The following is a 21834-nucleotide window of genomic DNA, read 5'->3' as shown; positions in this document are numbered from 1 at the left end:
TTAAATTTATGAATATATTTAGCAAAATTAGGGTAATATTTAGTTTATTTCTAACTATAATATCGATTTCTGCTTATAGTCAGTCCAATGTGTTTAAAGTAACACTGGATGCGGGTCACGGAGATCATGACTTTGGAGCGGTTTATAGCGGAAGAATTGAAAAAAATATTGCTTTGGCTATAGTTTTAAAAGTAGGTAAATTACTAGAGTCTTATCCGAATGTTGATGTTATTTATACTCGTAAGACGGATGTTTTTATAGATTTGGTCGAAAGAGCCAATATTGCCAATAGAGCAAATTCTAATATTTTTGTATCTATACATTGTAATGCAAATAAAAATACTGCTGCATTTGGTACAGAAACCTATGTTATGGGTATGAATAAAATTGCTTCGAATCTTGAAGCGGCAAAAAAAGAGAACTCCGTTATTACCTTAGAGAAAGATTACAAACGTAAATACGAAGGTTTTGATCCTAATTCGCCAGAATCTATGATCGGAATGACTTTAATGCAAGAAGAATATTTAGATTATAGTATTGCATTAGCAAGTAAGATAGAAGAAGGTTTTGATATTCTCGGGAAAAAATTGCGTCATGGAGGAGTAAAACAAGCTCCTTTTATGGTACTTCATAAAGCATATATGCCAAGAGTTTTGGTAGAAACAGGTTTTATTTCTAATCCTACAGAAGGGGACATTTTAAATTCTGATGCTGGACAAAACGAATATGCAAAAGCAATTGCTGATGCTATTATCAGTTATAAAAAGGAATATTTCGGTACTGGTTCTGCCGATGCTGTTGATGAAAAACCATCTACTAAGATGATAGAAAATGCAGTTAAAGATTCTACACCTGTAAGAAATGTAAATACTGCGCCTGCTCAAAAAAATACAGTAAAACCTAATTTAACAGGTTCTATATATAAGGTACAACTTTTGGCTAGTATAAAAAAGACTCCATTGGCGCCATCTAACTTTAAGGGATTATCTGGAGTTTCTGTAGTATATGAGAATAATGTTTATAAATACACCTACCAGCAAACAGCGGATTATAATCAAGCAAAAAAATATTTGCAAGAAGCAAAAGATAAGGGGTTTGACTCTGCTTTTTTGATTGCATTTAAAAATGGAGAAAAAATTAGTATCCAAGACTCGCTTAAATAATAATTACAAGTTCAATATTTTTATATTAAATTTGTACAAACACTTACAATTTTGAAACTAACAAGAGAAATTAAAACGGCTATTTTAGTCATCGCATCAATTTTATTATTTATTTGGGGGTACAGCTTTCTAAAAGGCAAAGACCTCTTTACAAACTACAAAACATTTTATGTTGAATATGACAATGTAGAAGGTTTAGCTACATCTGCACCTGTTACTCTTAACGGTTTAGCAATTGGAAAAATCAACGGTATAAAAATTAACGAAGCTACAGGGAAATTATTAGTGGAATTACAGTTGAAAACTGATTTTCCAATCTCTAAATCTAGTACTGCATCTATATATGAGCCTGGATTTATTGGAGGAAAACAAATTTCAATCATTCCAAACTTTAATGATAAAGAGCCAGCAGAAGATGGGCAAATGTTAAAAGGAACTACTAAACTTGGTTTAACAGCTGGTTTGGCAGATAAATTAGCTCCGGTTCAGGATAAAGTAGAGAAGATGTTAGTTAATATAGATAAACTAGTTTCTGGATTAAACAATATTCTTGATCAAAAAGGGCAAGAGGATTTAAAAAAGACTTTGGCAGAATTAAGCGAAACTATGGCTCAATTTCATAAAGCTTCAGCTAGTGTAAATTCAATCTTAGATAATAACAAAAACCAAATTCACGGTATTGTAACTGACTTTAATAAAGTTTCTGGGAATTTTTCTAAAATATCAGATTCATTAAATAAAGCAGATCTAGGAAAAACGGTTAGAAATTTAAACCAAACATTGGCTAAAGTTGATGGTATAATGAATGGATTAAATTCAGGTAAAGGTACAATGGGTAAATTATTAAAAGACGAAGCGCTTTATAATAACCTACAAGCAACATCTAAAGAATTAGAGTTGTTGTTACAAGATGTACGTTTGTCGCCAACACGTTATGTAAATGTTTCTCTTTTTGGTAAGAAAAACAAACCATACGTAGCACCAGTAAACGATTCGATTTCTAAAAAATAAGCTTAAGATATGAGTTATTTAGATAATATTTTATTTGCCATTCTTCTTATAATTGGTTTTGGTTTTTTTGCGTCTAGCGTAAAAAAAATCATCCGAAACATAAAGCTTGGAGTAGATGTAGACCGTAAAGACAATCCAAAAGCACGTTGGACAAACATGGCTATGATTGCCCTTGGTCAGTCTAAAATGGTAAAAAGACCAATAGCGGGAGTATTGCATATTGTTGTTTATGTTGGTTTTATAATTATAAATATTGAATTACTCGAAATCATTATTGATGGTTTATTTGGTACGCATAGAGTATTTGCACCATATTTAGGACCAGTATATGATGTATTGATTGCTTCTTTTGAAATATTAGCATTGTTAGTTTTGGTTGCAGTATCAGTTTTCTGGATAAGAAGAAATATTGTACGACTAAAGCGATTTATTAATCCAGATTTAAACGGATTTCCTAAAAATGATGCAAATTACATCTTGTATTTTGAGGTTGTATTGATGGTATTGTTTTTATTGATGAATGCTTCTGATTTTCATTTGCAAAATGTTCCTGGAGGAGTTTTTCATAAAGCAGGAAGTTTTCCTGTGAGTCAGTTTATAGCGCCAATGTTTAACGGATTGTCAAACGAATTGGTTGTATTGTTGTTTGAAGTATTTTGGTGGTTGCATATTATAGGTATCTTAATTTTTATGAACTACTTGTACTTCTCTAAACATTTACATATTTTATTGGCTTTCCCAAATACGTATTTTGCTAATTTGAAACCAGAAGGACAATTTGATAATTTAGAATCGGTTACAAAAGAGGTTAAATTAATGATGGATCCTAATGCTGATCCATTTGCAGCGGCGCCTCCGGCTGATGAAAATGCTGCGCCAGCTAAATTTGGAGCAAGTGATGTTCAGGATTTAAACTGGGTTCAGTTATTAAATGCTTATACGTGTACAGAATGTGGTCGTTGTACTTCATCTTGTCCTGCAAATCAAACAGGAAAAAAATTGTCTCCTCGTAAAATTATGATGGATACAAGAGATAGATTAGAAGAAGTAGGAAAAAATATAGATGCTAATAAAGGAGTTTTTGTTCCAGATAATAAGTCTTTATTAAATGATTATATTACTCCGGAAGAATTATGGGCTTGTACATCATGTAATGCATGTGTAGAAGAGTGTCCTGTAAATATTAGTCCGTTATCTATTATTATGGATATGCGTCGTTACCTGGTTATGGAGCAAAGTGCTGCACCAATGCCTTTAAATGCAATGATGACGAATATTGAAAATAATGGAGCACCATGGCAGTACAATCAGCAAGATAGATTGAACTGGAAAAACGAAAATTAAAAAAGTTTAATTGGTTAATCGGTAATTCGTTTAATTAATAGAATAAAATAATTTTTCGGTTTTTAGTGAAAGTTTGAAGGTAGATTTGTTTTATAACGATTACCCACTTAACGATTAACCGATTAAACAAAAAAAGAACATGTCAGAAAGTTTAGTTGTGCCAACAATGGCAGAAATGCTAGCCCAAGGAAAACAACCAGAAGTTTTATTCTGGGTAGGTTGTGCAGGAAGTTTTGATGATAGAGCAAAAAAAATCACAAAAGCGTTTGTACGAATATTAAATCGTGCAGATGTTTCTTTTGCGGTTCTTGGTACAGAAGAAAGTTGTACTGGAGATCCTGCAAAACGTGCTGGAAATGAGTTTTTATTTCAGATGCAAGCTATGATGAATATCGAAGTTCTGAATGCTTATGAAGCAAAAAAAATAGTTACTGCTTGCCCGCATTGTTTCAATACAATAAAAAATGAGTATCCTGAACTTGGTGGAAAATATGAAGTTGTACACCATACAGAATTCTTAAAATCATTGCTGGATGATGGTAGATTAACCATTGAAGGCGGACAGTTTAAAGGAAAACGTATTACGTTTCATGATCCATGTTATTTAGGACGAGCTAATAAAATATACGAAGCACCAAGAGAATTAATTGAGAAACTTGATATCGAGTTGGTCGAGATGAAACGCTCTAAAGCAAACGGATTATGTTGCGGAGCTGGTGGAGCGCAAATGTTTAAAGATGCTGAGCCAGGAAACAAAGAAGTAAACGTATTACGTACTGAAGATGCTCTGGAAGTAAAACCAGATATTATTGCTGCTGCTTGCCCGTTTTGTAATACAATGCTAACGGATGGTATTAAAAATAAAGAAAAAGAAGCTGAAACTAAAGTAATGGACATTGCCGAGTTAATCGCTAATGCACAGGATTTGTAGTTTAGGAAAGGTTCAAAGTTTAAAAAAAAGGTTCAAAGTTGCTAAGGTTCTGAGGTTCCAAGGTTTTGAACTTTAAACATGAAACTTTAAACTGTTTAAAATCTAAAATAAAAAAAAATGTATATTCCTTTTGAAAATTTACCCGGAGAATCAAAGATTTGGATTTATCAATCCAATAGAAAGTTCTCGGACGAAGAATTTTCTGAAATAGAAACTGCTTTACAAGGTTTTCTTGAATCTTGGGCAGCACACGGAACTAGTTTAGAATCATCATACTTGCTTAAATACAACCGATTTATAATTATTGCTGTAGATCAGGATGTACAAGCTGCAACAGGATGTTCTATCGATTCATCGGTAGAGTTTATCCAAAGTCTTGAGAAAAAATACAATGTAGATTTGCTAGATAAGATGAATGTTACTTTTAAATTAGGAGAACATATTGCTCACAAGCCATTGATTGATTTTAAGAAAATGGTGAAGGACAAAGCAGTTACAGAAAACACTATCGTTTTTAATAATTTGGTAAACAATATTGAAGAATTTAATGAATCGTGGGAAGTTCCAGCAGCAGATAGCTGGCATAGTAGATTCTTTTAAATCTTTATTATAGATAAATTACAAAAGGCATAAAATTTAGATTTTATGCCTTTTTTTTGAGATAAAATGAAACTAGACTTTCTTTGTCTGTAATAATTAGACTTTATAAATAAATTTAGTGTATTCATAAAATTGACTTAATTATAAATGAAAAATCAAGGCTTAGATTATCGTTGGATGAAATATAAAAATGGTAGACCATATTTTGCAATAGTTAATTTAAGTATTGAAAAAGATGAGATTAAAAATCAAATTATAGAAAATTATTCTGGAATTGGATATAGTAATCATTCAATAGATGTGGGGCGTGAAGGAATGGAAACTTGGAAGAAAGGATTAATAGCAGGTTTGGAGTTTGCTCTTTCTTGTAGTTCTGAGTTCTGGAAAATTACTATAAATGCAGTAGTTGGTAAACCAGTTACAGATACAAACCCTACGATTATTGGGTATACGGGTATTTTGGCTTTTTTAGAAATAACAGAAATTATAATTGATGAACAAGTAATGCAACAATTAGATGACTTCGTTTACGGTAGTTGGGAGTTTAATAATGCTGAAAAAATACCGAATTTTAATAATCGAACTTTTGAATAATCTTTGTCAAAGTTCAAAATTTTGACAAAGGTCGTTGTCTAGCAGAGATCCTTCCTGTGTCAGGAGGATAAGTTTGCGGTTACGATGTGGTTAGTTTATGTAGCAACGTTGTCTTTGTTCTTTTGCAACTCTGTGAGATAGACGTACTGCTGAGAGCCTCTATGGAAAACCTTTGTCCCTTTGAACCTTAGTATCTCAGAACCTCAGAACCTTTTTTTGAAAAATCTAACATTCTAAAATTTCAATTCAACACTAATTTTAAGTACTTTCGTAAGACTAAAATTAATACATGAAAATAGCAATAGTTTGTTATCCTACTTTTGGTGGGAGCGGGGTTGTAGCAACAGAGCTCGGTCTTGAATTAGCAAGACGTGGTCACGAAATTCACTTTATAACTTATAGTCAGCCTGTTCGGTTGGCACTTTTGAATCCTAATGTACACTATCACGAAGTAAATGTTCCTGAATATCCTTTGTTTCATTACCAGCCGTATGAGTTGGCTTTGTCAAGCAAATTGGTAGATATGGTAAAGTTGTATAAGATTGAGTTGCTTCATGTACATTATGCAATTCCTCATGCATATGCAGGCTATATGGCGAAGCAAATGCTTAAGAATGAAGGAATTCATATCCCGATGATTACAACGCTTCACGGAACGGATATTACCTTGGTAGGGAATCATCCGTTTTATAAACCTGCAGTAACTTTTAGTATTAACAAATCAGATTATGTGACTTCGGTTTCTCAGAGTTTGAAAGATGATACATTAAAATTATTCAATATTAAGAATAAGATAAAGGTGATTCCTAATTTTATAGAACTGGATAAGGTTAAAAAAGATCCTGACGCTCCTTGTCATCGTTATGTTATGGCAAAGGAAAACGAACGTATTATTACACATATCAGTAATTTTAGAAAAGTAAAAAGAATCCCGGATATTATCAAGATTTTTTATAATATCCAAAAAGAGATTCCTGCAAAATTAATGATGGTAGGTGATGGACCTGAAAAGGAGAAAGCCGAGATTTTATGCCAGGAATTAGGGATTTATGATAAAGTAATCTTTTTTGGGAATAGTAACGAAATAGATAAAATCTTGTGTTTTACGGATTTATTTTTATTACCGTCTGAAACAGAGAGTTTTGGTTTGGCGGCGCTTGAGGCAATGTCTTGTAGTGTTCCTGTAATTTCTAGTAACTCGGGTGGTTTGCCTGAGGTAAACTTTGATGGTTATTCGGGATATTTAAGCGACGTAGGTAATGTTGAAGAAATGGCTGTGAATGCTCTTAAGATTCTTAAGGATGATGCGACTTTAAATGTGTTTAAAGCGAATGCTCTGGAGGTTGCAAAGAAATTTGATATTAAGAATATTTTGCCAAAGTATGAAGCATTATATCAAAAAGCGATTAATGATTATAAAGATCACAAAGGAGTACAGTAAAATATTAATTTAAAAAGTTAACAATGAAAAAAATACTAGTCTTATTTGTTTCGGTTCTTGTAATTTCTTGTGGGGCAACAAAATCTGGAGATAAAAATACTGCTTTGTATGAAGTTTTGACTCAGCAAAGTGATGGTGGTGGAAATATTCATTTTTTTGAAATATTGAGCGAACCTAATGAAATCAAGATGTTGACCAGCGATGAGAGCTTAAAAGGAAAAATAAAAGAAGACGATATAAAAAAGGCAAATTATATTGTCCTGAATATGGGAGAGAAAAATACTGGAGGTTATTCTATAGGAGTTGAAAAAGTTGAAGAAACAGATAAAAATATTATTATAACTGTTAAAGAAACTGCTCCTGCGCCTGATAGTATGGTAATGCAAGTGATTACTTATCCTTATGCTGTGGTAAAAATAAATTCGAAAAAAGAAATTATCATTAAATAAAAAAAATCCTGTCATTAAGTATGACAGGATTTTTTATAAATACATTTATTAAAATTGAAATTTGATTCCTAATCCGATATCAAATCCAAAATTATCATCATCGTAATATCCAGAACCAATTTCTGGTCTTGCGTCTAGTGAAAGTAAAATTGGCACTTCTTTAAATCCGTACTCAATACCTATGTCTCCAGCTGCAAATACGAAAGTTCCACTGTCACTATAGCCATGGTAATCATGATCCCAGCTGCCAATACCACCACCGACACCTGCGTACCAGTTAAAACCTTGGTCTATGTTCCATACCCATTGGTATAGTCCTACTAATTTAAAAGCATCTACATCGTTGCTATTTCTCCAACCTAAATCGGCTTCAATTCTATTATTTTTAGATAATGCCCTCTGGTAAGAAATCTCTCCTCCAAATCCGTGGTTATCTCCTAAACGCAATCCAAGCGCATTTTTAGAAATGTCTTGAGCTTGTGCTGTAAATGCTAATCCTAGCAACATGATAGCTGACAAAATTATTTTTTTCATAAGTAAGTATTTATTCAGACAAAGTTATTGTATAAACAAAATGTTAAAATTATAGAAATTATATTAAATGTTTCATAATTCACATTTTTGCTTTGCTGAATCATACTTGATGCAAATCTGGATAAAATTATTTAGGGATAAAGCGTGAGGTCATTAATTGGCTACTTAAACTATCTTCCATTTCAAAAAGGTTTTCTTCTTCAGAGAAATTCATTTGAGAATAATGAAATAATTTCCATCGCTTTTTATGGTATTCTAATGCGGTTAAATTTTCTATCCAATCTCCAGAATTTAGATAAAGTGTTGATCCGTTTTTATTTTCTTTTCTTTCAATTTTTGGTTCATGAATGTGTCCACAAATTACGTAATCGTATTTCTTTTCGATGGCTAAATCTGTTGCAGTTGTTTCAAAATCGGATATATGTTTAACAGCTTTTTTTACGCTGGCTTTAATTTTTTTAGAAAAAGAATAAGGTTCTCTGTCAATCTTAGATAAGCACCAGTTTATGAATCGATTGGTTAAAATTAGGTAATCATAACCTATTCCGCCTAGTTTTGCAATCCATTTAGAGTGTTGTACAGAGGCATCAAATACATCTCCGTGAAAAATCCAAGCTTTTTTATCATCTAATTCTAAGATTAATTTATCGACTAAGGCAAAACTTCCCATAGTCATTTCGCTGAATTTTCTTAGGATTTCATCGTGATTACCTGTTACATAATATACTTTAGTTCCTTTGGAAGCAAAGCCGATAATTTTCTGAATTACCTTTAAATGGGATTTTGGAAAGTAAGATCTCCTAAATTGCCATGCATCAATTATGTCGCCATTTAATACTAAAATTTTTGGTTTAATGCTTGATAGGTAGTTGCTTAGTTCTTTGGCATGGCTTCCGTAAGTTCCTAAATGAACATCTGATATTACTACAACTTCAACATTTCTTTTTTTCAATTGGTTTTGATTTGGTGTTTAACAAATTTAAAGAATCTGCTGCCGATTTGTTTTTAATAAATAGTTATCAATTGTTCTTCAATTTTAAGAAATCGTGATGATAATGCAAATTAACCTTTAGATAATAATACCAATTTAAAATTTTTTAATTTAATTCATAAAACTTACATTTGCTCAAAACTAATTACAATGGCGGGAAATAGCTACGGAACACTATTTAAAATTACAACATTTGGAGAATCGCATGGGGAAGCTTTAGGCGGAATTATTGATGGTTGTCCATCAGGAATAACATTAGATCTAGAAGCAATACAGTTTGAGATGTCAAGAAGAAAACCTGGACAATCTGCAATAGTAACCCAACGGAAGGAACCAGATGATGTACAATTTTTATCTGGAGTTTTTGAAGGAAAAACCACTGGTACTCCAATTGGTTTTATTATTCCGAATACAAATCAAAAATCAGACGATTATTCTCATATAAAAGATAATTACAGACCTAGTCATGCTGACTATGTTTATGATAAAAAATACGGTTTTCGTGATTATCGTGGAGGAGGTCGTAGCTCTGCCCGCGAAACTGCCAGTAGAGTTGTTGCTGGAGCGATTGCGAAACAAATGTTACCTACTATTAAAATCAATGCCTACGTTTCGTCTGTAGGACCAATTCATTTAAATACTCCTTATCAGGAATTAGATTTTTCTAAAACAGAAAGTAATCCGGTGCGTTGTCCAGATGAAGCTGCTGCAGCGACTATGGAAGAATATATTAGAGATATAAGAAAACAAGGTGATACTGTAGGTGGGGTTGTGTCTTGCGTGATTCAAAACGTGCCTGTAGGTTTAGGTGAGCCTGTTTTTGATAAATTGCATGCCGAATTAGGAAAAGCAATGCTTTCTATCAATGCTGTAAAAGGTTTTGAATATGGAAGTGGTTTTTCGGGTTCTGAAATGAAAGGAAGCGAGCATAACGATTTATATAATCCTGACGGAACTACTAAGACAAATCTTTCGGGAGGAATCCAGGGTGGAATTAGTAACGGAATGGATATCTATTTTAGAGTTGCCTTTAAACCTGTTGCAACAATTATGCAAACACAGGATTCATTAGATAACAAAGGAAATATTACTCCTATGACTGGTAAAGGACGCCATGATCCATGTGTTGTTCCTCGTGCTGTACCGATTGTAGAGGCTATGGCTGCAATAGTTCTTGCAGATTTCCATTTGATAAATAAAACATATTAGAGAGATACGTAAGACAGGCGAGCGTCTTATATTTAATTAATAATACAAAAAACACTTGATGAACAATAATACAGAAATCAAAAAAACATCTTTTTTCAGAGGCTTAACTGGGCAAATTCTTATTGCAATGTTTCTTGGTGCAACACTGGGTATTATATTGCATAATTATATTTCGCATGATGCGGCAGTAGAGTTTAGTAATAAGATAAAGATGTTAGCTACTATCTTTATTCGTTTGGTTCAAATGATTATTTCACCTTTAGTATTTACCACTTTGGTAGTTGGTATTGCTAAATTGGGAGATATAAAAACAGTAGGTAGAATTGGAGGAAAAGCATTGGCTTGGTTTTTTACAGCCTCTTTTATATCATTATTGATTGGTTTGTTCTATATAAATATTTTGCAACCAGGAGTAGGTTTAAAATTAGACCACGTAGATATGTCGGCTGCAACTGAGGTTACAGGGAAAACGCAATCGTTGTCGTTTGAGAATTTTATTGCACATATTGTACCTAAGAGTATTTTTGAAGCAATGGCTACAAATGAGATTTTACAAATTGTAATATTCTCAATTTTCTTCGGATTAGCAGCAGCTTCATTAGGAACTAGTGTAAAACCAGTTATTAATGCGCTGGATAAAATGTCTCACATTGTTCTTAAAATGGTAAACTATGTAATGAACTTCGCTCCAATTGGGGTTTTCGGAGCCATTGCAGGAGTATTTGCTGTAAGAGATGCTGAAGAATTATTAATCACATATTTTAAATTTTTCGGTTCGTTTTTAATAGGGATTAGTACTTTATGGGTTGTTTTAATTGTAGTAGGTTATATTTTCCTTAAAGGAAGAATGACTGAATTGTTAAGACGTATTATAGGACCTGTTGCTATTGCTTTTGGAACAACAAGTAGCGAGGCTGTGTTTCCTAAATTAACAGAAGAGCTGGAAGAATTTGGTGTAAAAGATAAAATTGTATCATTTATGTTGCCATTGGGTTATTCTTTTAATCTGGATGGTAGTATGATGTACATGACTTTTGCAAGTATTTTTATAGCACAGTTCTATGGTGTACATTTAGATATAGGAACTCAAATGGTAATGCTTTTGGTTTTAATGTTAACTAGTAAAGGTATTGCAGGTGTACCAAGAGCCAGTTTGGTTGTTGTTGCTGCAACCTGTGGTATGTTTGACATTCCTATTGAGGGTATTGCTATAATTTTGCCAATTGACCATTTTTGTGATATGTTCCGTAGTGCTACAAACGTATTAGGTAATGCACTTGCTACATCGGTAGTAGGAAAATGGGAAGCTGACAAAGAGATTAATTTTGATGCAGTAGATTCTAATAGTTAAGAGAGAAATTCTTAATAGTGAGATAGTTTAAAAAGAGTACTATTTGTAAGAGTAACTTGTATTCTTTTTTATTCAAAATATATTATAAGGAGTTGTATTTTATTTATAAAATACAACTCCTTTTTTGTTTTTAAATGTATATTTGATGAAACTATAGTTAATTTATGTTTAATATTCGGATTATTTTATCTCTATTTTTGATGATTTGTGTTGCGAAGCCTGTAATTGCTAAGACAGAGTTGCCAACAGAACAAGATATCACAAGAACAGCTGATAAGGCACTAAAATATCTAAAAGAATCTGATTTTGAAAAATCATTAATTGTTTCCAGAATAGTTTTACAACAAGCATTAATAGCTAAAAATAATAACCTAATAGCTGTTTCATACAATATCATTGCTGCAAATTATAACGAGTTTTCAGAATTTGACAAAGCAATATTCTACTATAAAAAGGCATTATCCTTTGCCAATAAAACTACCAATAACATCTTAAAAAACAGAATAAACAATAACTTAGGTAATATGTATTGTTTTGAAAAAAAGCAATATGAAAAAGGAATAGAGTATTATAAAAAATCCCTTGATTACAGTAAGAAAGAGAAAGATAGCTCGCTTGTTTATTTGATTAACTTAAATATTACCTGGGCGTATTTTGATATTGGTGAGTTTTCATTGGCCTTGCCTTATTTTAAATATATAAATGAACATCATAGCAATCATCTTAACGAATCTACAATTGTAGCGTTTAATTTGCTTAACGGAATGTATTATTCTCATATCGAAGATAAAGCTAAAGCTGCCGCATATTTTATTCGGGCAATTAAAGAGGGGCAAGCAGGAATGGAAAAATCTGATTTATTGTATTCTTATCTAGAATATTCTAAGTTTTTGAATAAAATAGGGGATCATAAACAAGCTTACCAAAATATTATTAAGCACAATGCGGTTAAGGAGAATCTTTATAATGAGCGTAAATTAAAAAGTGCTGAAAAAGCCGGTTTTAATCTAGAATTGGATGAGTATAAAAGACAAATTGGTAAAATTGAAATTGAAAAAGGTGTTCAGTATCAGGATTTAAGAAAGTCCAGGATTATCGTTTTGTTATTTGTTTTAACCTCTTGTATTTTTCTTATTCTGATAGTTACATTATATAAAAACGTTGTTTTTAAAAAGAGAACTAATGCACAGTTATTGTTTACAAATGAGGAATTAATAAAAGCTAAAGAACAGGCAGAAGAGGCTTCGGTTCTTAAAACTCAATTTATATCTACAATAAGTCACGAATTACGAACGCCCCTTTATGGTGTTGTAGGGATAACTAATATGCTGCTGGAGGAACATAAGGAATTAGCCAGAAGCCCACATTTAAGTTCTTTAAAATTCTCGGCTAGATATTTATTGTCTCTGGTAAATGATATTCTTCAAATTAATAAGATTGAAGAAAATAAAGTTGTTCTGGAAAGTTTGACTTTTAATATATCTGATGAGATTAATATGATTAAGAACTCATTGTCTTTTTTGTCACAAAAAAACAATAATCATATTACTGTGATTATCGATTCGGATATTCCTGAGTATTTAATTGGTGATAAATTAAGGCTTGCTCAGATATTAATGAATTTGGTAAGTAATGCTTTAAAATTTACTAAAAAAGGAGAAGTATTTATTATTGCAAATCTAGTTAAAGTTGCAGGAAAGGCACATTTTATAGAGTTTCAGGTAAAAGATACTGGAATGGGAATTGCCGTTGTTGATCAGGATAAGATTTTTGAGAAATTTGTTCAGGTTGGTCGTAATGAACAAGATTATCAAGGAACTGGTTTAGGGTTGACTATTGTAAAACGATTATTAGGATTGTTTGGTAGTTCAATCTCGCTAGAAAGTAATGTTGGGGAAGGAACTACATTTACATTTACTATAGCTTTTGAATATGATCCAGAGAAAACAAAAAGTATAATTAATGAAATTCAGGTTGATCTAACCTCTAATCAAGTGTTCAGAGTTTTGGTTGTTGAGGATAATCGAATAAACCAGCTTGTGACTAAAAAGATTATAGAAAAAAATAATTATAGCTGTACTGTTGTTGATGATGGGTTTGCAGCTTTGGAGATATTAGATACGGAATCTTTTGACGTTGTTTTAATGGATATTAATATGCCAATGATGAATGGATTCGAAACAACTAGAAAAATACGCTTAAAAGGCATAAAAACGCCTATTGTGGCATTAACTGCTTTTGATAAAGATGAGATTACCGATGAAGCTATTTCTGCAGGGATAAATGATATTATAATTAAGCCTTTTGAATCTGTAAAATTATTCAAAATTATAAATTGCCTTATTGTAGAAACAGAAAACGTTGGCTATAGTGCCAACGTTTGAATCTGATTGATTTTAAACACGAATTTCGCTAATTACTGATAATTATGAGTTCGGGTTTAACTCTGTATGGTTACGCGATAAGATTAATACCAACGTTTTTTGTTTTGTTTAGATGCATCTGATTTTCTTGATTTGTGCGCTCCGCCACTTCGGTTTGAATTTTTAGGCTTTGCTGCCGCCGCCGCTTCAGGACTTCCTGCATGCCATTGGTACGGATGATCACTTATCGTTTTTACATCAACTTTTATTAGTTTTTGTATATCTTTCCAATATCCATGTTCGTCTTTACTACAAAAAGAAATTGCAATTCCTCCGTTTCCTGCACGTCCCGTTCTACCGATTCGGTGTACATACGTTTCTGGAATGTTTGGTAAATCAAAATTAATAACAAATGGCAATTGATCAATATCAATACCACGTGCAGCAATATCTGTAGCTACAAGAACTCCAACTTCTTTGTTCTTAAAGGCATCAAGAACACGTTGTCTTGCGTTTTGAGATTTATCACCGTGAATTGCTTCGGCAGCGATATTGTTTTTTCTAAGTGCTTTTACAACATTATCGGCTCCGTGTTTTGTTCTCGAGAAAACCAAAACATTAGATAAATCTTCATTTTTTATCAAATGATATAAAAGATTTCTTTTTTCTGTTTTTTCAACAAAATAAACACGTTGTTCAACATTTTCAGCTGTAGATGATACTGGCGAAACTTCAACTTTTGCTGGGTCTTGTAAGAACATTTCAGCTAGTTCACGAATTGCAATTGGCATTGTAGCCGAGAACAATAAGGTTTGTCTGTTTTTTGGAGTAAGTTTTACAATCTTTTTTACATCGTTTATAAACCCCATATCCAGCATTTGATCTGCTTCATCTAATACTAAAACATGTAAATGATCTAAATCTATAAATCCTTGTTTTTGTAAGTCAAGTAATCTTCCTGGTGTTGCCACAAGAATATCTACTCCTTTTTTAAGAGTATCTACTTGCGGATTTTGTGATACTCCACCAAATATTGTAAGTTGAGTTAAGTTGGTATATTTTGCATAAGTTTCAAAACTTTGCCCAATTTGTACCGCTAATTCTCTTGTAGGTGTAACTATAAGTGCACGGATTACTTTGGCTTTTTTAGATGAACCTACAATTCTGTGTAATTGATGTATGATAGGAATAGCAAATGCTCCAGTTTTTCCAGTACCTGTTTGGGCACACCCAATTAAATCTCTTCCAGCTAGTACAATCGGAATAGATTGTTCTTGGATAGGAGTAGGGTTTGTATAGCCTTCTTCAAATACGGCTTTTTGTATACTTTTAGAAAGTGATAAGTCTTCGAATAACATATTTTCGGTATTAAGAATTTAGTTTTAAGTACTAAAATTCTGTGCAAAGATAGGTTTATTCGCTTAATCGTTTATTTGAATATGCGTTTATTTAGTTATTGAGCTTTTTATTTCGATTTTTTCAAAGTTCGATTTTATAAAATCTGTAACTAAATAGCCTATCAATTTTCCAATTAAATGATTGTTTTTTTCTTCGCCTAAATCTGGTGCGCCTTCGCAAATATGCAAATAAGCTGCATTTTTATGTTGTCCAAAATAAGATACAAACTGGCGTAGTTCTTCAATCGAAAATCCACTTAAGGTCATAGCGCTACTTGCAATATTTGGAATTGCGTCCAAATCGATTTCGATTCCGAAGATGTCTGTTTTAACAAAATCTAAAGCAAATTGCATTTCGGCATTAAAATCTTTTTCTTTTCTGATTTTTACGCTGTCATAGGTATTGTAACGAACTCGGTCTTCAATTTTTTTAATAATATCGAGTACACTTTTGGAGGTGTAATTTTCGTGTAATCCAAATATGAAGTATTTTTTTAAGAAACCTTCTTCGTAAGCGTATGAAAAACCATTTCCGCTATGTCTTCCTTCCAGAATTCTGAAATCTGAATGCGCATCAAAGTTTACTGCATTTATAGGTTTTCCATGAGCAAGTGCCGTTCCTTTTATGTTTCCGTAGGCATTATTATGACCTCCGCCTATGATAATTGGGATTTTTCCTGCTTTGATAACGTTAAATATAATATGCGAAACTTCTTTGTCTACACGCTCTACCAACTGGCTAAGTTTTGATCGGTCGTCGATGTCGTTAAAGTCAAGATGTTCTACTTCTTTCATCTCTTGTTTTACATCAATTTGACCTAAAACTACAATGTGATTTCCTTTGCAAAAACGGTTGTGTTGGATGTTTGCAATACTCTTTATGGCACTATCCCAAGCAGACGCAGCCCCAGGTCTTCCGTAGTTGGCGCGTATTCCAATGTCTTCTGGAATTCCTAAAAGGACATACTTAGCTTCACAATTTTTAAGAAAATCAATTGTGTCAGCACCTTTGGGAACTATTATCATTTTTTCGCCAAATTTTATTTCGCCACTTCTGTGATTTGTAACTTTAGCTAAGTCGTTAATAGTAAAAGGGATTAGTTTTTCCATAAAAAAAATATATTTTCCAAAAATAATATATTTGTAGCAACTTACGTTATTAGCTTATATTAATTATTAAATTTGTTTACAAAAATTATTTAAATATGGAAAATCAAAAGAACAACAACTCAAGTCTAAAAGCAGTAATAGCAGTTTTAGCAATTTTATTAGTAGGTAGTTTAGTGTATATATTTAAAATGACATCAGACACTGATGCTGTTAAAACTGAACTTACTTCTACATTAACAGAAAAAGAGTCTGTAATGAAAGATTTACAGGAATTAAAAGCAACTTATGATGCTGCAATTGCTGAGAATACATCTATGTCTGATGAGTTAATTCAGGAAAGAGACAAAGTAGTTACTTTAATGGATGATTTGAATAAAACAAAAGGGGACGTATCTAAATTTAAAACTCAAGTTCAGGCTATGCAAGGTAAAATGAAAGTTTTAGTTGCGGAAAACGATGAGTTGAAAAAACAAAATGGAGTGTTAACAGTTCAACGTGATAGCACAATTGTTGTTTTAGGAGAATCTAAAAAATTCAACGAAGTATTAGTTGGTCAAAATGAAGAATTGGCTAAAACTGTTGAAAAAGGATCGAAATTATCTATCCTTAATACAAAAACTGCAGCTTACAAATTAAGAAGCTCAGGAAAACAAATTGAAACTGATAAAGCTAGTAGAGCTGATGTATTAAAAATTAGTTTTACAATTGCTGAAAATCAAATTGCTAAATCTGGAGATAAAACGTATTATGTACAAGTTATCGATAGTAAAAACAATGTCTTAGGAGATAAAAAAACAGAATCTTTTGGAGATAAATCGTTAGTTTATAGCTTTGTTACAAAAGTTCAGTATGAAAACAAATCAGTAAATGTTTCTGAAGATTTACCTGGTAAAGATTTTGAAAAAGGAACTTACTTTATCAACGTTTTTGATAATGACGAGTTGGTTTCTAAAACAAGCTTTACTTTAAGATAAAAAAGTACTTAATAATATTAAAAGGGCAGTAAAACATAGTTTTGCTGCCCTTTTTTTTGGTTTATTTATCTGGATTTTCGTTTTTTATTCTGACTATCTTCTAGTTTTTTTAATGCTTTTTCTTGTTTCTTCGCCTTTAAATCTTTTGAAGGTGCTTTCATATTGTTAACCTTAGCCATGATCTTATTTTTTTTAAAATTATTTAAATAGTATAAAATAGCCTTGATCCTAAAATTTATGGATATAAATAAAACTTTATATAGCGAGTAACATTATCCAAAAATGTATTGGAAATGGGATTGTAAAAAATAAAGTTTATAGGATGTACTAAGCACACTCGCGGGTGCTTAATAATTCGGGAAGATTTTTTGTTTAAATGAATTTGTAAACGTTATAGGAACGTTTGTGTTAGGAACCCAGTTTATGCTAGTATTGAAACCTTTTTGTTTCAAACTAAATTTGCATAAATCTAAAATGAGGCCTAATGTATTCATGAATAAAAAACTCTTATTTTAAAAAGATGAAGATAGTAACTTATTTAGGGATTACCTAATTTAAGTAGCTATTTTAGAGTCTTTTAAAATAAGAGTTTGTGTTTTTTTTCTGTTTTCGATTTTATTATTCGAAAATTTTACCTTCGATAAAAACGCTTTCTATTAAATTAGTACCAAAAGCATAAGGCAATTGGTAATAGGAGGTAATAGGTTTAGTTAGTATAAAGTTAGCTTTTTTACCTACTGTAATAGTACCATGGGTATCTGAAACTCCCATTGCATAAGCTCCATTTATTGTAGCTGCATTAATTGCTTCTTCGGGAGTCATTTTCATCTTGATACATGCTGTTGCAACGACAAAATTCATGTTTCCGGATGGAGTAGAGCCTGGGTTGTAATCTGTAGCTAATGCAATTGGTAATCCTGCTTTTATCATTTCTCTTGCTGGTGTATATGGAATACTCAGAAAATAAGAACACGATGGCAGAGCTACAGGCATCGTTTCGGTGTTTTTTAATGCCTGAATGTCTTCTGGGTTCATTATTTCGAGATGATCCACAGAAAGGGCTTTGTATTTAACGCTTGCTTGTATACCGCCTATAGAATTAAACTGATTAACATGGATTTTTGGTATTAATCCGTTTTGGATACCTGCTTCCATAATTTGCTCTGTTTCTTCGACAGAGAAGTAACCTGTTTCGCAAAACACATCTACGTAATCTGCTAGCTTGTTTTTGGCAATTTCTGGCAGCATTTTGTAGATAATCTCATCGATGTATCCTTTTTTGTTTTCCTTAAATTCTAAAGGGAATGCATGTGCGCCAAGAAAAGTTGCTTTTATAGTTACTGGGTAATTTTCGGCAAGTTTTTTTATGACTCTTAGCATTTTTAATTCGCCGTCTACAGTAAGTCCATAACCTGATTTTATTTCGACAGCTCCAGTTCCTAAACGCATAACTTCTTCAAGTCTGGCTTTGGATTGGTTGTATATTTCTTCTTCGGAGGTTTCGTTAAGCTTTTTGGCAGAATTTAGAATTCCACCACCGCGATTAGCGATTTCCTCGTAGGAAAGTCCATTTATTCTATCTACAAATTCTTGTTCTCTGTTGCCGGCGTATACAATATGTGTATGACTGTCACACCAAGAGGGAAGAATCATTTTTCCAGTTGCATCAATAGTCGAATCGGCCTTTATTTCCGGAATGTTTTCCATTGAACCAAATCCTGCAATTAGATTGTCTTTTATAACTAAATAAGCATTCTTGATGGTTGGAAGTATTGCCATTTCGGCTCCGGAAACTTTAGGAATTGGAGTTTCCCGAACCTGTATAAGCTCTTTTATGTTTGTAATTAAAGTAATCATTGTATAAATTTAGTTTTAAAAAGGATACTGATTGTTTTTATAGTATTGAAATAAAACACAAATTTATTTCGTCAGTTCGCCCTACGGTCTCGTGTCACAAATTAACACCAATCGATTCGTGAAAATTTGTGAAATTCGTGTTGAAATATTAGAATTTGGTCCCGAAGCTTCGGGATAAGAATTCGAATATTGTCTTTATATGTTATTCAGAAACGGTTATTTCAAACATTTTGTCCCAGTTTTTACCTGTTACAAATATTGTTTTTGTCTTTGGGTTGTAAGCAATTCCGTTTAAAACATCATCGATTGTTATGCTAGAAGCTAGTTGCTTGCGTAATCCTGACATGTTTAGGATTCCTTCGACTGCACCAGTTGTTTGGTTTACTACTGCAATTGCATCTTTTTGGAATACATTTACATAGAATTTACCATTGATTAATTCTAATTCGTTTATGGCTTTAATTTTTGAACTTCCTGAGTATACATTGATGTAATCAATCATTTTTTGAGTTTCAGGATCCATTTTCCAAATCTTTTCGGTTCCATCACCTTGATAAATGTATTTTCCGTCATTTGTCATTCCCCAACCTTCGATTTCTTTATCGTAGGTAAAAGTTTTTTCAAGTTTTAATGTATTGATGTCATATATAAAACCTGTTTTTTCTTGCCAGGATAATTGGTATAGTTTGTTGTTGATAATAGTAATTCCTTCTCCGAAGTATTTGTTATCAAGTGTAATTTCTTTATATACTTTACCAGTTTTGTAATCGTATTTTCTAAAGTACGAATCTCCTTTTTGTCCTGTGCTTTCATAAAGAGTATCTCTGAAAAACTCTAAGCCTTCTGTAAAAGCTTTGGTGTCGTGAGGATATGTGTTTACGATTTTATATTTCAATAATTTAGGTTGAATATCCGAAACTAATTCGATTCTTGAGGTTGCTTCAGCATTTTCTCCGTCGTAATAAACCAATGCTTTTAGTTTTTGGTATCCTAGTTTTTGATCTTTTAATTCAAAATTTAATTTGTTTAAACCTTTTACTGCACCAACTTTTGTGTCGTTAACAAAGTACACAATGCTGTCGATTTGTTTCGAATTTGGGTTTGAAATACCTAAAGAAACAGACTGATTTGTTAAAAAATGGGCAGGAAAATTAGAATCATCAAAAGAAAATATAGAATTTTCATCTTTTTTTGTCTCTTTACAACCAACCAGTGTGATTCCTAATAAAATGAAAGTTAAGAAGTTATGTTTTTTCATAGTCTAAAATTTGAAGTAGCCAATATACAATGTTATTTTTATAGGCACAAAGCTCTTGCAAAAATATAAAAAGATTGTATATTTGCACCGGCAAGTCCTACACGATCTGCTCCTGCAGACTCCCCCAGGATGGGAACATAGCAAGGGTAAGTGGTTGAGCGATGCGATGTAGGTCGCTTGCCTTTTTTTAATCTCCCGATGTTTCGGGATTTTTTTTTAGAATTAATTTAAAAGTAGTCTTCCTTCGGGAGGATTTTTTTATTTTTGGACCTGTCTGAAGTTAGAAGTCATATGTGGGATGTTAGAAGTTTTCTTTAACATCGTATTTTAGGCATAGGCACTTACTTTTAACTATAACATTTAACATCTAACCTAAATCATGAGTAAAGTTATTTTAATTACCGGAGGATCCTCAGGGATTGGAAAATCTATTGGAGAATTTTTGCATAATAAAGGATTTGTAGTGTATGGAACTAGTAGAACTCCTGAGAAGGTTTTAAATTCTGTTTTTCCTTTAGTTGCTTTAGATGTTCGTGATGTGGAGTCGATTAAGGCTGCTGTTGCTAAAATTATAAAAACTACAGGGCGTCTTGATGTTGTTATTAATAATGCTGGTGTAGGGATTACTGGTCCTCTGGAAGAAATTCCGACAGAGGAAATCAAGAATAATTTTGAAACTAACTTTTTTGGTCCAATCGAGGTAATGAAAGCTGTTTTGCCACAAATGCGTGTGCAGAAATCAGGTTTGATCATTAATATTACTTCTATTGCTGGTTATATGGGGTTGCCTTATCGAAGTGTATATTCGGCTTCGAAAGGAGCTTTGGAGTTAATTACGGAAGGGTTGCGTATGGAGGTTAAGTCTTTTGGGGTTAATATTACGAATGTTGCACCAGGTGATTTTGCTACTAATATTGCTGCAGGGCGTTATCATGCACCTGTAATAAAGGGTTCGGCTTATGAAGCGGTGTATGGACGTACGCTTGAAACGATGAATGAGCATGTAGATGCGGGTGGAAATCCTAATGAAATGGCGGAGGCGATTTATAAAATCATGCAAACTAAAGAACCTAAAGGACATTATAAAGTTGGGGCTTTTATGCAGAAATTCTCAATTGTTTTGAAACGTATTCTTCCTGATAAAGTTTATGAAAAGATGTTAATGAATCATTATAAGTTGTAATTTTGCAGCGATTTTTCATTTTGCGTGAGGGGGTGAAATGGAAATCCTTTTATTTTTTTTCTTTAAAAAAATAA

19 protein-coding genes and 1 other RNA gene are annotated in these 21834 nt (G+C 32.4%); 14 read left to right on the top strand and 6 right to left on the bottom strand.

Translation table 11 applies throughout. The features are described 5' to 3' along the window. Nucleotides 1-8: 8 nt before the first annotated feature. The 8 genes from SHI72_RS16810 (at nt 9) to SHI72_RS16775 (ending at nt 7533) form a co-directional block, all read left to right on the top strand. Nucleotides 9-1163, top strand: a complete 1155-nt coding sequence (locus tag SHI72_RS16810) for an N-acetylmuramoyl-L-alanine amidase family protein (RefSeq protein ID WP_039112779.1) — start codon at nt 9-11, stop codon at nt 1161-1163. A 51-nt stretch (nt 1164-1214) separates the two neighbouring features. Further along, complete coding sequence (locus SHI72_RS16805) at nt 1215-2174, top strand: MlaD family protein (protein ID WP_039112778.1); 960 nt, start codon at nt 1215-1217, stop codon at nt 2172-2174. Between the two features lie 9 nt (nt 2175-2183). Next, the gene (locus SHI72_RS16800) at nt 2184-3518 is read left to right on the top strand and encodes a (Fe-S)-binding protein (RefSeq protein WP_039112777.1); all 1335 of its coding nucleotides are present in this window, start codon (nt 2184-2186) and stop codon (nt 3516-3518) included. A gap of 139 nt (nt 3519-3657) precedes the next feature. Next, on the top strand, nt 3658-4449 hold the full coding sequence (locus tag SHI72_RS16795; protein ID WP_035620482.1) for a (Fe-S)-binding protein: 792 nt from the start codon (nt 3658-3660) through the stop codon (nt 4447-4449). A gap of 117 nt (nt 4450-4566) precedes the next feature. Then, nucleotides 4567-5049, top strand: coding sequence for a hypothetical protein (locus SHI72_RS16790; protein WP_039112776.1), 483 nt, complete (start codon nt 4567-4569; stop codon nt 5047-5049). A gap of 147 nt (nt 5050-5196) precedes the next feature. Then, the gene (locus SHI72_RS16785) at nt 5197-5643 is read left to right on the top strand and encodes a hypothetical protein (RefSeq protein ID WP_323490754.1); all 447 of its coding nucleotides are present in this window, start codon (nt 5197-5199) and stop codon (nt 5641-5643) included. 289 nt (nt 5644-5932) lie between these two features. Then, nucleotides 5933-7084: an N-acetyl-alpha-D-glucosaminyl L-malate synthase BshA gene (gene bshA, locus SHI72_RS16780; protein ID WP_039112774.1), complete on the top strand. Its 1152-nt coding sequence runs from the start codon at nt 5933-5935 to the stop codon at nt 7082-7084. Nucleotides 7085-7107: 23 nt separating this feature from the next. Then, on the top strand, nt 7108-7533 hold the full coding sequence (locus tag SHI72_RS16775) for a protease complex subunit PrcB family protein (protein ID WP_039112773.1): 426 nt from the start codon (nt 7108-7110) through the stop codon (nt 7531-7533). Between the two features lie 48 nt (nt 7534-7581). Here the strand turns inward: SHI72_RS16775 and SHI72_RS16770 are convergent, their stop codons facing one another. Together SHI72_RS16770 and SHI72_RS16765 are read right to left on the bottom strand one after the other, a co-directional pair. Next, nucleotides 7582-8067, bottom strand: coding sequence for a hypothetical protein (locus SHI72_RS16770; RefSeq protein WP_039112772.1), 486 nt, complete (start codon nt 8065-8067; stop codon nt 7582-7584). A gap of 127 nt (nt 8068-8194) precedes the next feature. Then, entirely contained in the window at nt 8195-9019 is an 825-nt protein-coding gene (locus tag SHI72_RS16765) for a UDP-2,3-diacylglucosamine diphosphatase (protein ID WP_039112771.1), read from the bottom strand. Between the two features lie 189 nt (nt 9020-9208). Here SHI72_RS16765 and aroC point away from each other — a divergent pair, with 189 nt between their 5' ends. The 3 genes from aroC to SHI72_RS16750 all read left to right on the top strand — a co-directional run bounded on the left by aroC (nt 9209) and on the right by SHI72_RS16750 (nt 14002). After that, nucleotides 9209-10267 (top strand): chorismate synthase, encoded by a 1059-nt coding sequence (gene aroC, locus SHI72_RS16760; RefSeq protein WP_039112770.1) that lies wholly within the window; start codon nt 9209-9211, stop codon nt 10265-10267. Between the two features lie 58 nt (nt 10268-10325). After that, nucleotides 10326-11618: a dicarboxylate/amino acid:cation symporter gene (locus SHI72_RS16755; protein ID WP_323490753.1), complete on the top strand. Its 1293-nt coding sequence runs from the start codon at nt 10326-10328 to the stop codon at nt 11616-11618. Between the two features lie 164 nt (nt 11619-11782). Beyond that, complete coding sequence (locus SHI72_RS16750; protein ID WP_323490752.1) at nt 11783-14002, top strand: response regulator; 2220 nt, start codon at nt 11783-11785, stop codon at nt 14000-14002. A gap of 83 nt (nt 14003-14085) precedes the next feature. Here SHI72_RS16750 and SHI72_RS16745 read toward each other — a convergent pair whose 3' ends face one another. Further along, the gene (locus SHI72_RS16745) at nt 14086-15339 is read right to left on the bottom strand and encodes a DEAD/DEAH box helicase (RefSeq protein ID WP_039112767.1); all 1254 of its coding nucleotides are present in this window, start codon (nt 15337-15339) and stop codon (nt 14086-14088) included. Nucleotides 15340-15426: 87 nt separating this feature from the next. Further along, nucleotides 15427-16488, bottom strand: a complete 1062-nt coding sequence (locus tag SHI72_RS16740) for a formimidoylglutamase (protein ID WP_086893911.1) — start codon at nt 16486-16488, stop codon at nt 15427-15429. Between the two features lie 95 nt (nt 16489-16583). On the opposite strand from SHI72_RS16740, the gene SHI72_RS16735 reads away from it, so the two are divergent. Continuing rightward, complete coding sequence (locus tag SHI72_RS16735) at nt 16584-17462, top strand: hypothetical protein (protein WP_323490751.1); 879 nt, start codon at nt 16584-16586, stop codon at nt 17460-17462. Between the two features lie 618 nt (nt 17463-18080). Here the strand turns inward: SHI72_RS16735 and hutI are convergent. Both hutI and SHI72_RS16725 read right to left on the bottom strand, forming a co-directional pair. Further along, on the bottom strand, nt 18081-19319 hold the full coding sequence (hutI, locus tag SHI72_RS16730) for an imidazolonepropionase (RefSeq protein WP_323490750.1): 1239 nt from the start codon (nt 19317-19319) through the stop codon (nt 18081-18083). Between the two features lie 202 nt (nt 19320-19521). Beyond that, entirely contained in the window at nt 19522-20577 is a 1056-nt protein-coding gene (locus SHI72_RS16725; RefSeq protein WP_323490749.1) for a glutaminyl-peptide cyclotransferase, read from the bottom strand. Between the two features lie 88 nt (nt 20578-20665). Between SHI72_RS16725 and ffs the strand changes: the two genes are divergently transcribed. Both ffs and SHI72_RS16715 read left to right on the top strand, forming a co-directional pair. Next, nucleotides 20666-20763, top strand: an RNA gene (gene ffs, locus SHI72_RS16720) — signal recognition particle sRNA small type. Nucleotides 20764-20956: 193 nt separating this feature from the next. Further along, nucleotides 20957-21760 carry an SDR family oxidoreductase gene (locus tag SHI72_RS16715; protein WP_323490748.1) on the top strand — a complete coding sequence of 268 codons (804 nt, stop codon included), beginning with the start codon at nt 20957-20959 and terminating at the stop codon, nt 21758-21760. Nucleotides 21761-21834: the final 74 nt, after the last annotated feature.

This window comes from Flavobacterium sp. PL02 (assembly GCF_035013205.1).
Taxonomy (GTDB): Bacteria; Bacteroidota; Bacteroidia; order Flavobacteriales; family Flavobacteriaceae; genus Flavobacterium.
The sequence above is the reverse complement of the archived record's forward strand: the minus strand, read 5'-3'. Positions and strand labels throughout refer to the sequence as shown.

Coding starts and splice junctions, on each gene's coding strand:
- SHI72_RS16810 (WP_039112779.1), top strand. CDS start 9: ATGAATATATTTAGCAAAATTAGGGTAATATTTAGTTTATTTCTAACT.
- SHI72_RS16800 (WP_039112777.1), top strand. CDS start 2,184: ATGAGTTATTTAGATAATATTTTATTTGCCATTCTTCTTATAATTGGT.
- SHI72_RS16795 (WP_035620482.1), top strand. CDS start 3,658: ATGTCAGAAAGTTTAGTTGTGCCAACAATGGCAGAAATGCTAGCCCAA.
- SHI72_RS16790 (WP_039112776.1), top strand. CDS start 4,567: ATGTATATTCCTTTTGAAAATTTACCCGGAGAATCAAAGATTTGGATT.
- SHI72_RS16785 (WP_323490754.1), top strand. CDS start 5,197: ATGAAAAATCAAGGCTTAGATTATCGTTGGATGAAATATAAAAATGGT.
- bshA (WP_039112774.1), top strand. CDS start 5,933: ATGAAAATAGCAATAGTTTGTTATCCTACTTTTGGTGGGAGCGGGGTT.
- SHI72_RS16775 (WP_039112773.1), top strand. CDS start 7,108: ATGAAAAAAATACTAGTCTTATTTGTTTCGGTTCTTGTAATTTCTTGT.
- SHI72_RS16770 (WP_039112772.1), bottom strand. CDS start 8,067: ATGAAAAAAATAATTTTGTCAGCTATCATGTTGCTAGGATTAGCATTT.
- aroC (WP_039112770.1), top strand. CDS start 9,209: ATGGCGGGAAATAGCTACGGAACACTATTTAAAATTACAACATTTGGA.
- SHI72_RS16755 (WP_323490753.1), top strand. CDS start 10,326: ATGAACAATAATACAGAAATCAAAAAAACATCTTTTTTCAGAGGCTTA.
- SHI72_RS16750 (WP_323490752.1), top strand. CDS start 11,783: ATGTTTAATATTCGGATTATTTTATCTCTATTTTTGATGATTTGTGTT.
- SHI72_RS16745 (WP_039112767.1), bottom strand. CDS start 15,339: ATGTTATTCGAAGACTTATCACTTTCTAAAAGTATACAAAAAGCCGTA.
- SHI72_RS16740 (WP_086893911.1), bottom strand. CDS start 16,488: ATGGAAAAACTAATCCCTTTTACTATTAACGACTTAGCTAAAGTTACA.
- SHI72_RS16735 (WP_323490751.1), top strand. CDS start 16,584: ATGGAAAATCAAAAGAACAACAACTCAAGTCTAAAAGCAGTAATAGCA.
- hutI (WP_323490750.1), bottom strand. CDS start 19,319: ATGATTACTTTAATTACAAACATAAAAGAGCTTATACAGGTTCGGGAA.
- SHI72_RS16725 (WP_323490749.1), bottom strand. CDS start 20,577: ATGAAAAAACATAACTTCTTAACTTTCATTTTATTAGGAATCACACTG.
- SHI72_RS16715 (WP_323490748.1), top strand. CDS start 20,957: ATGAGTAAAGTTATTTTAATTACCGGAGGATCCTCAGGGATTGGAAAA.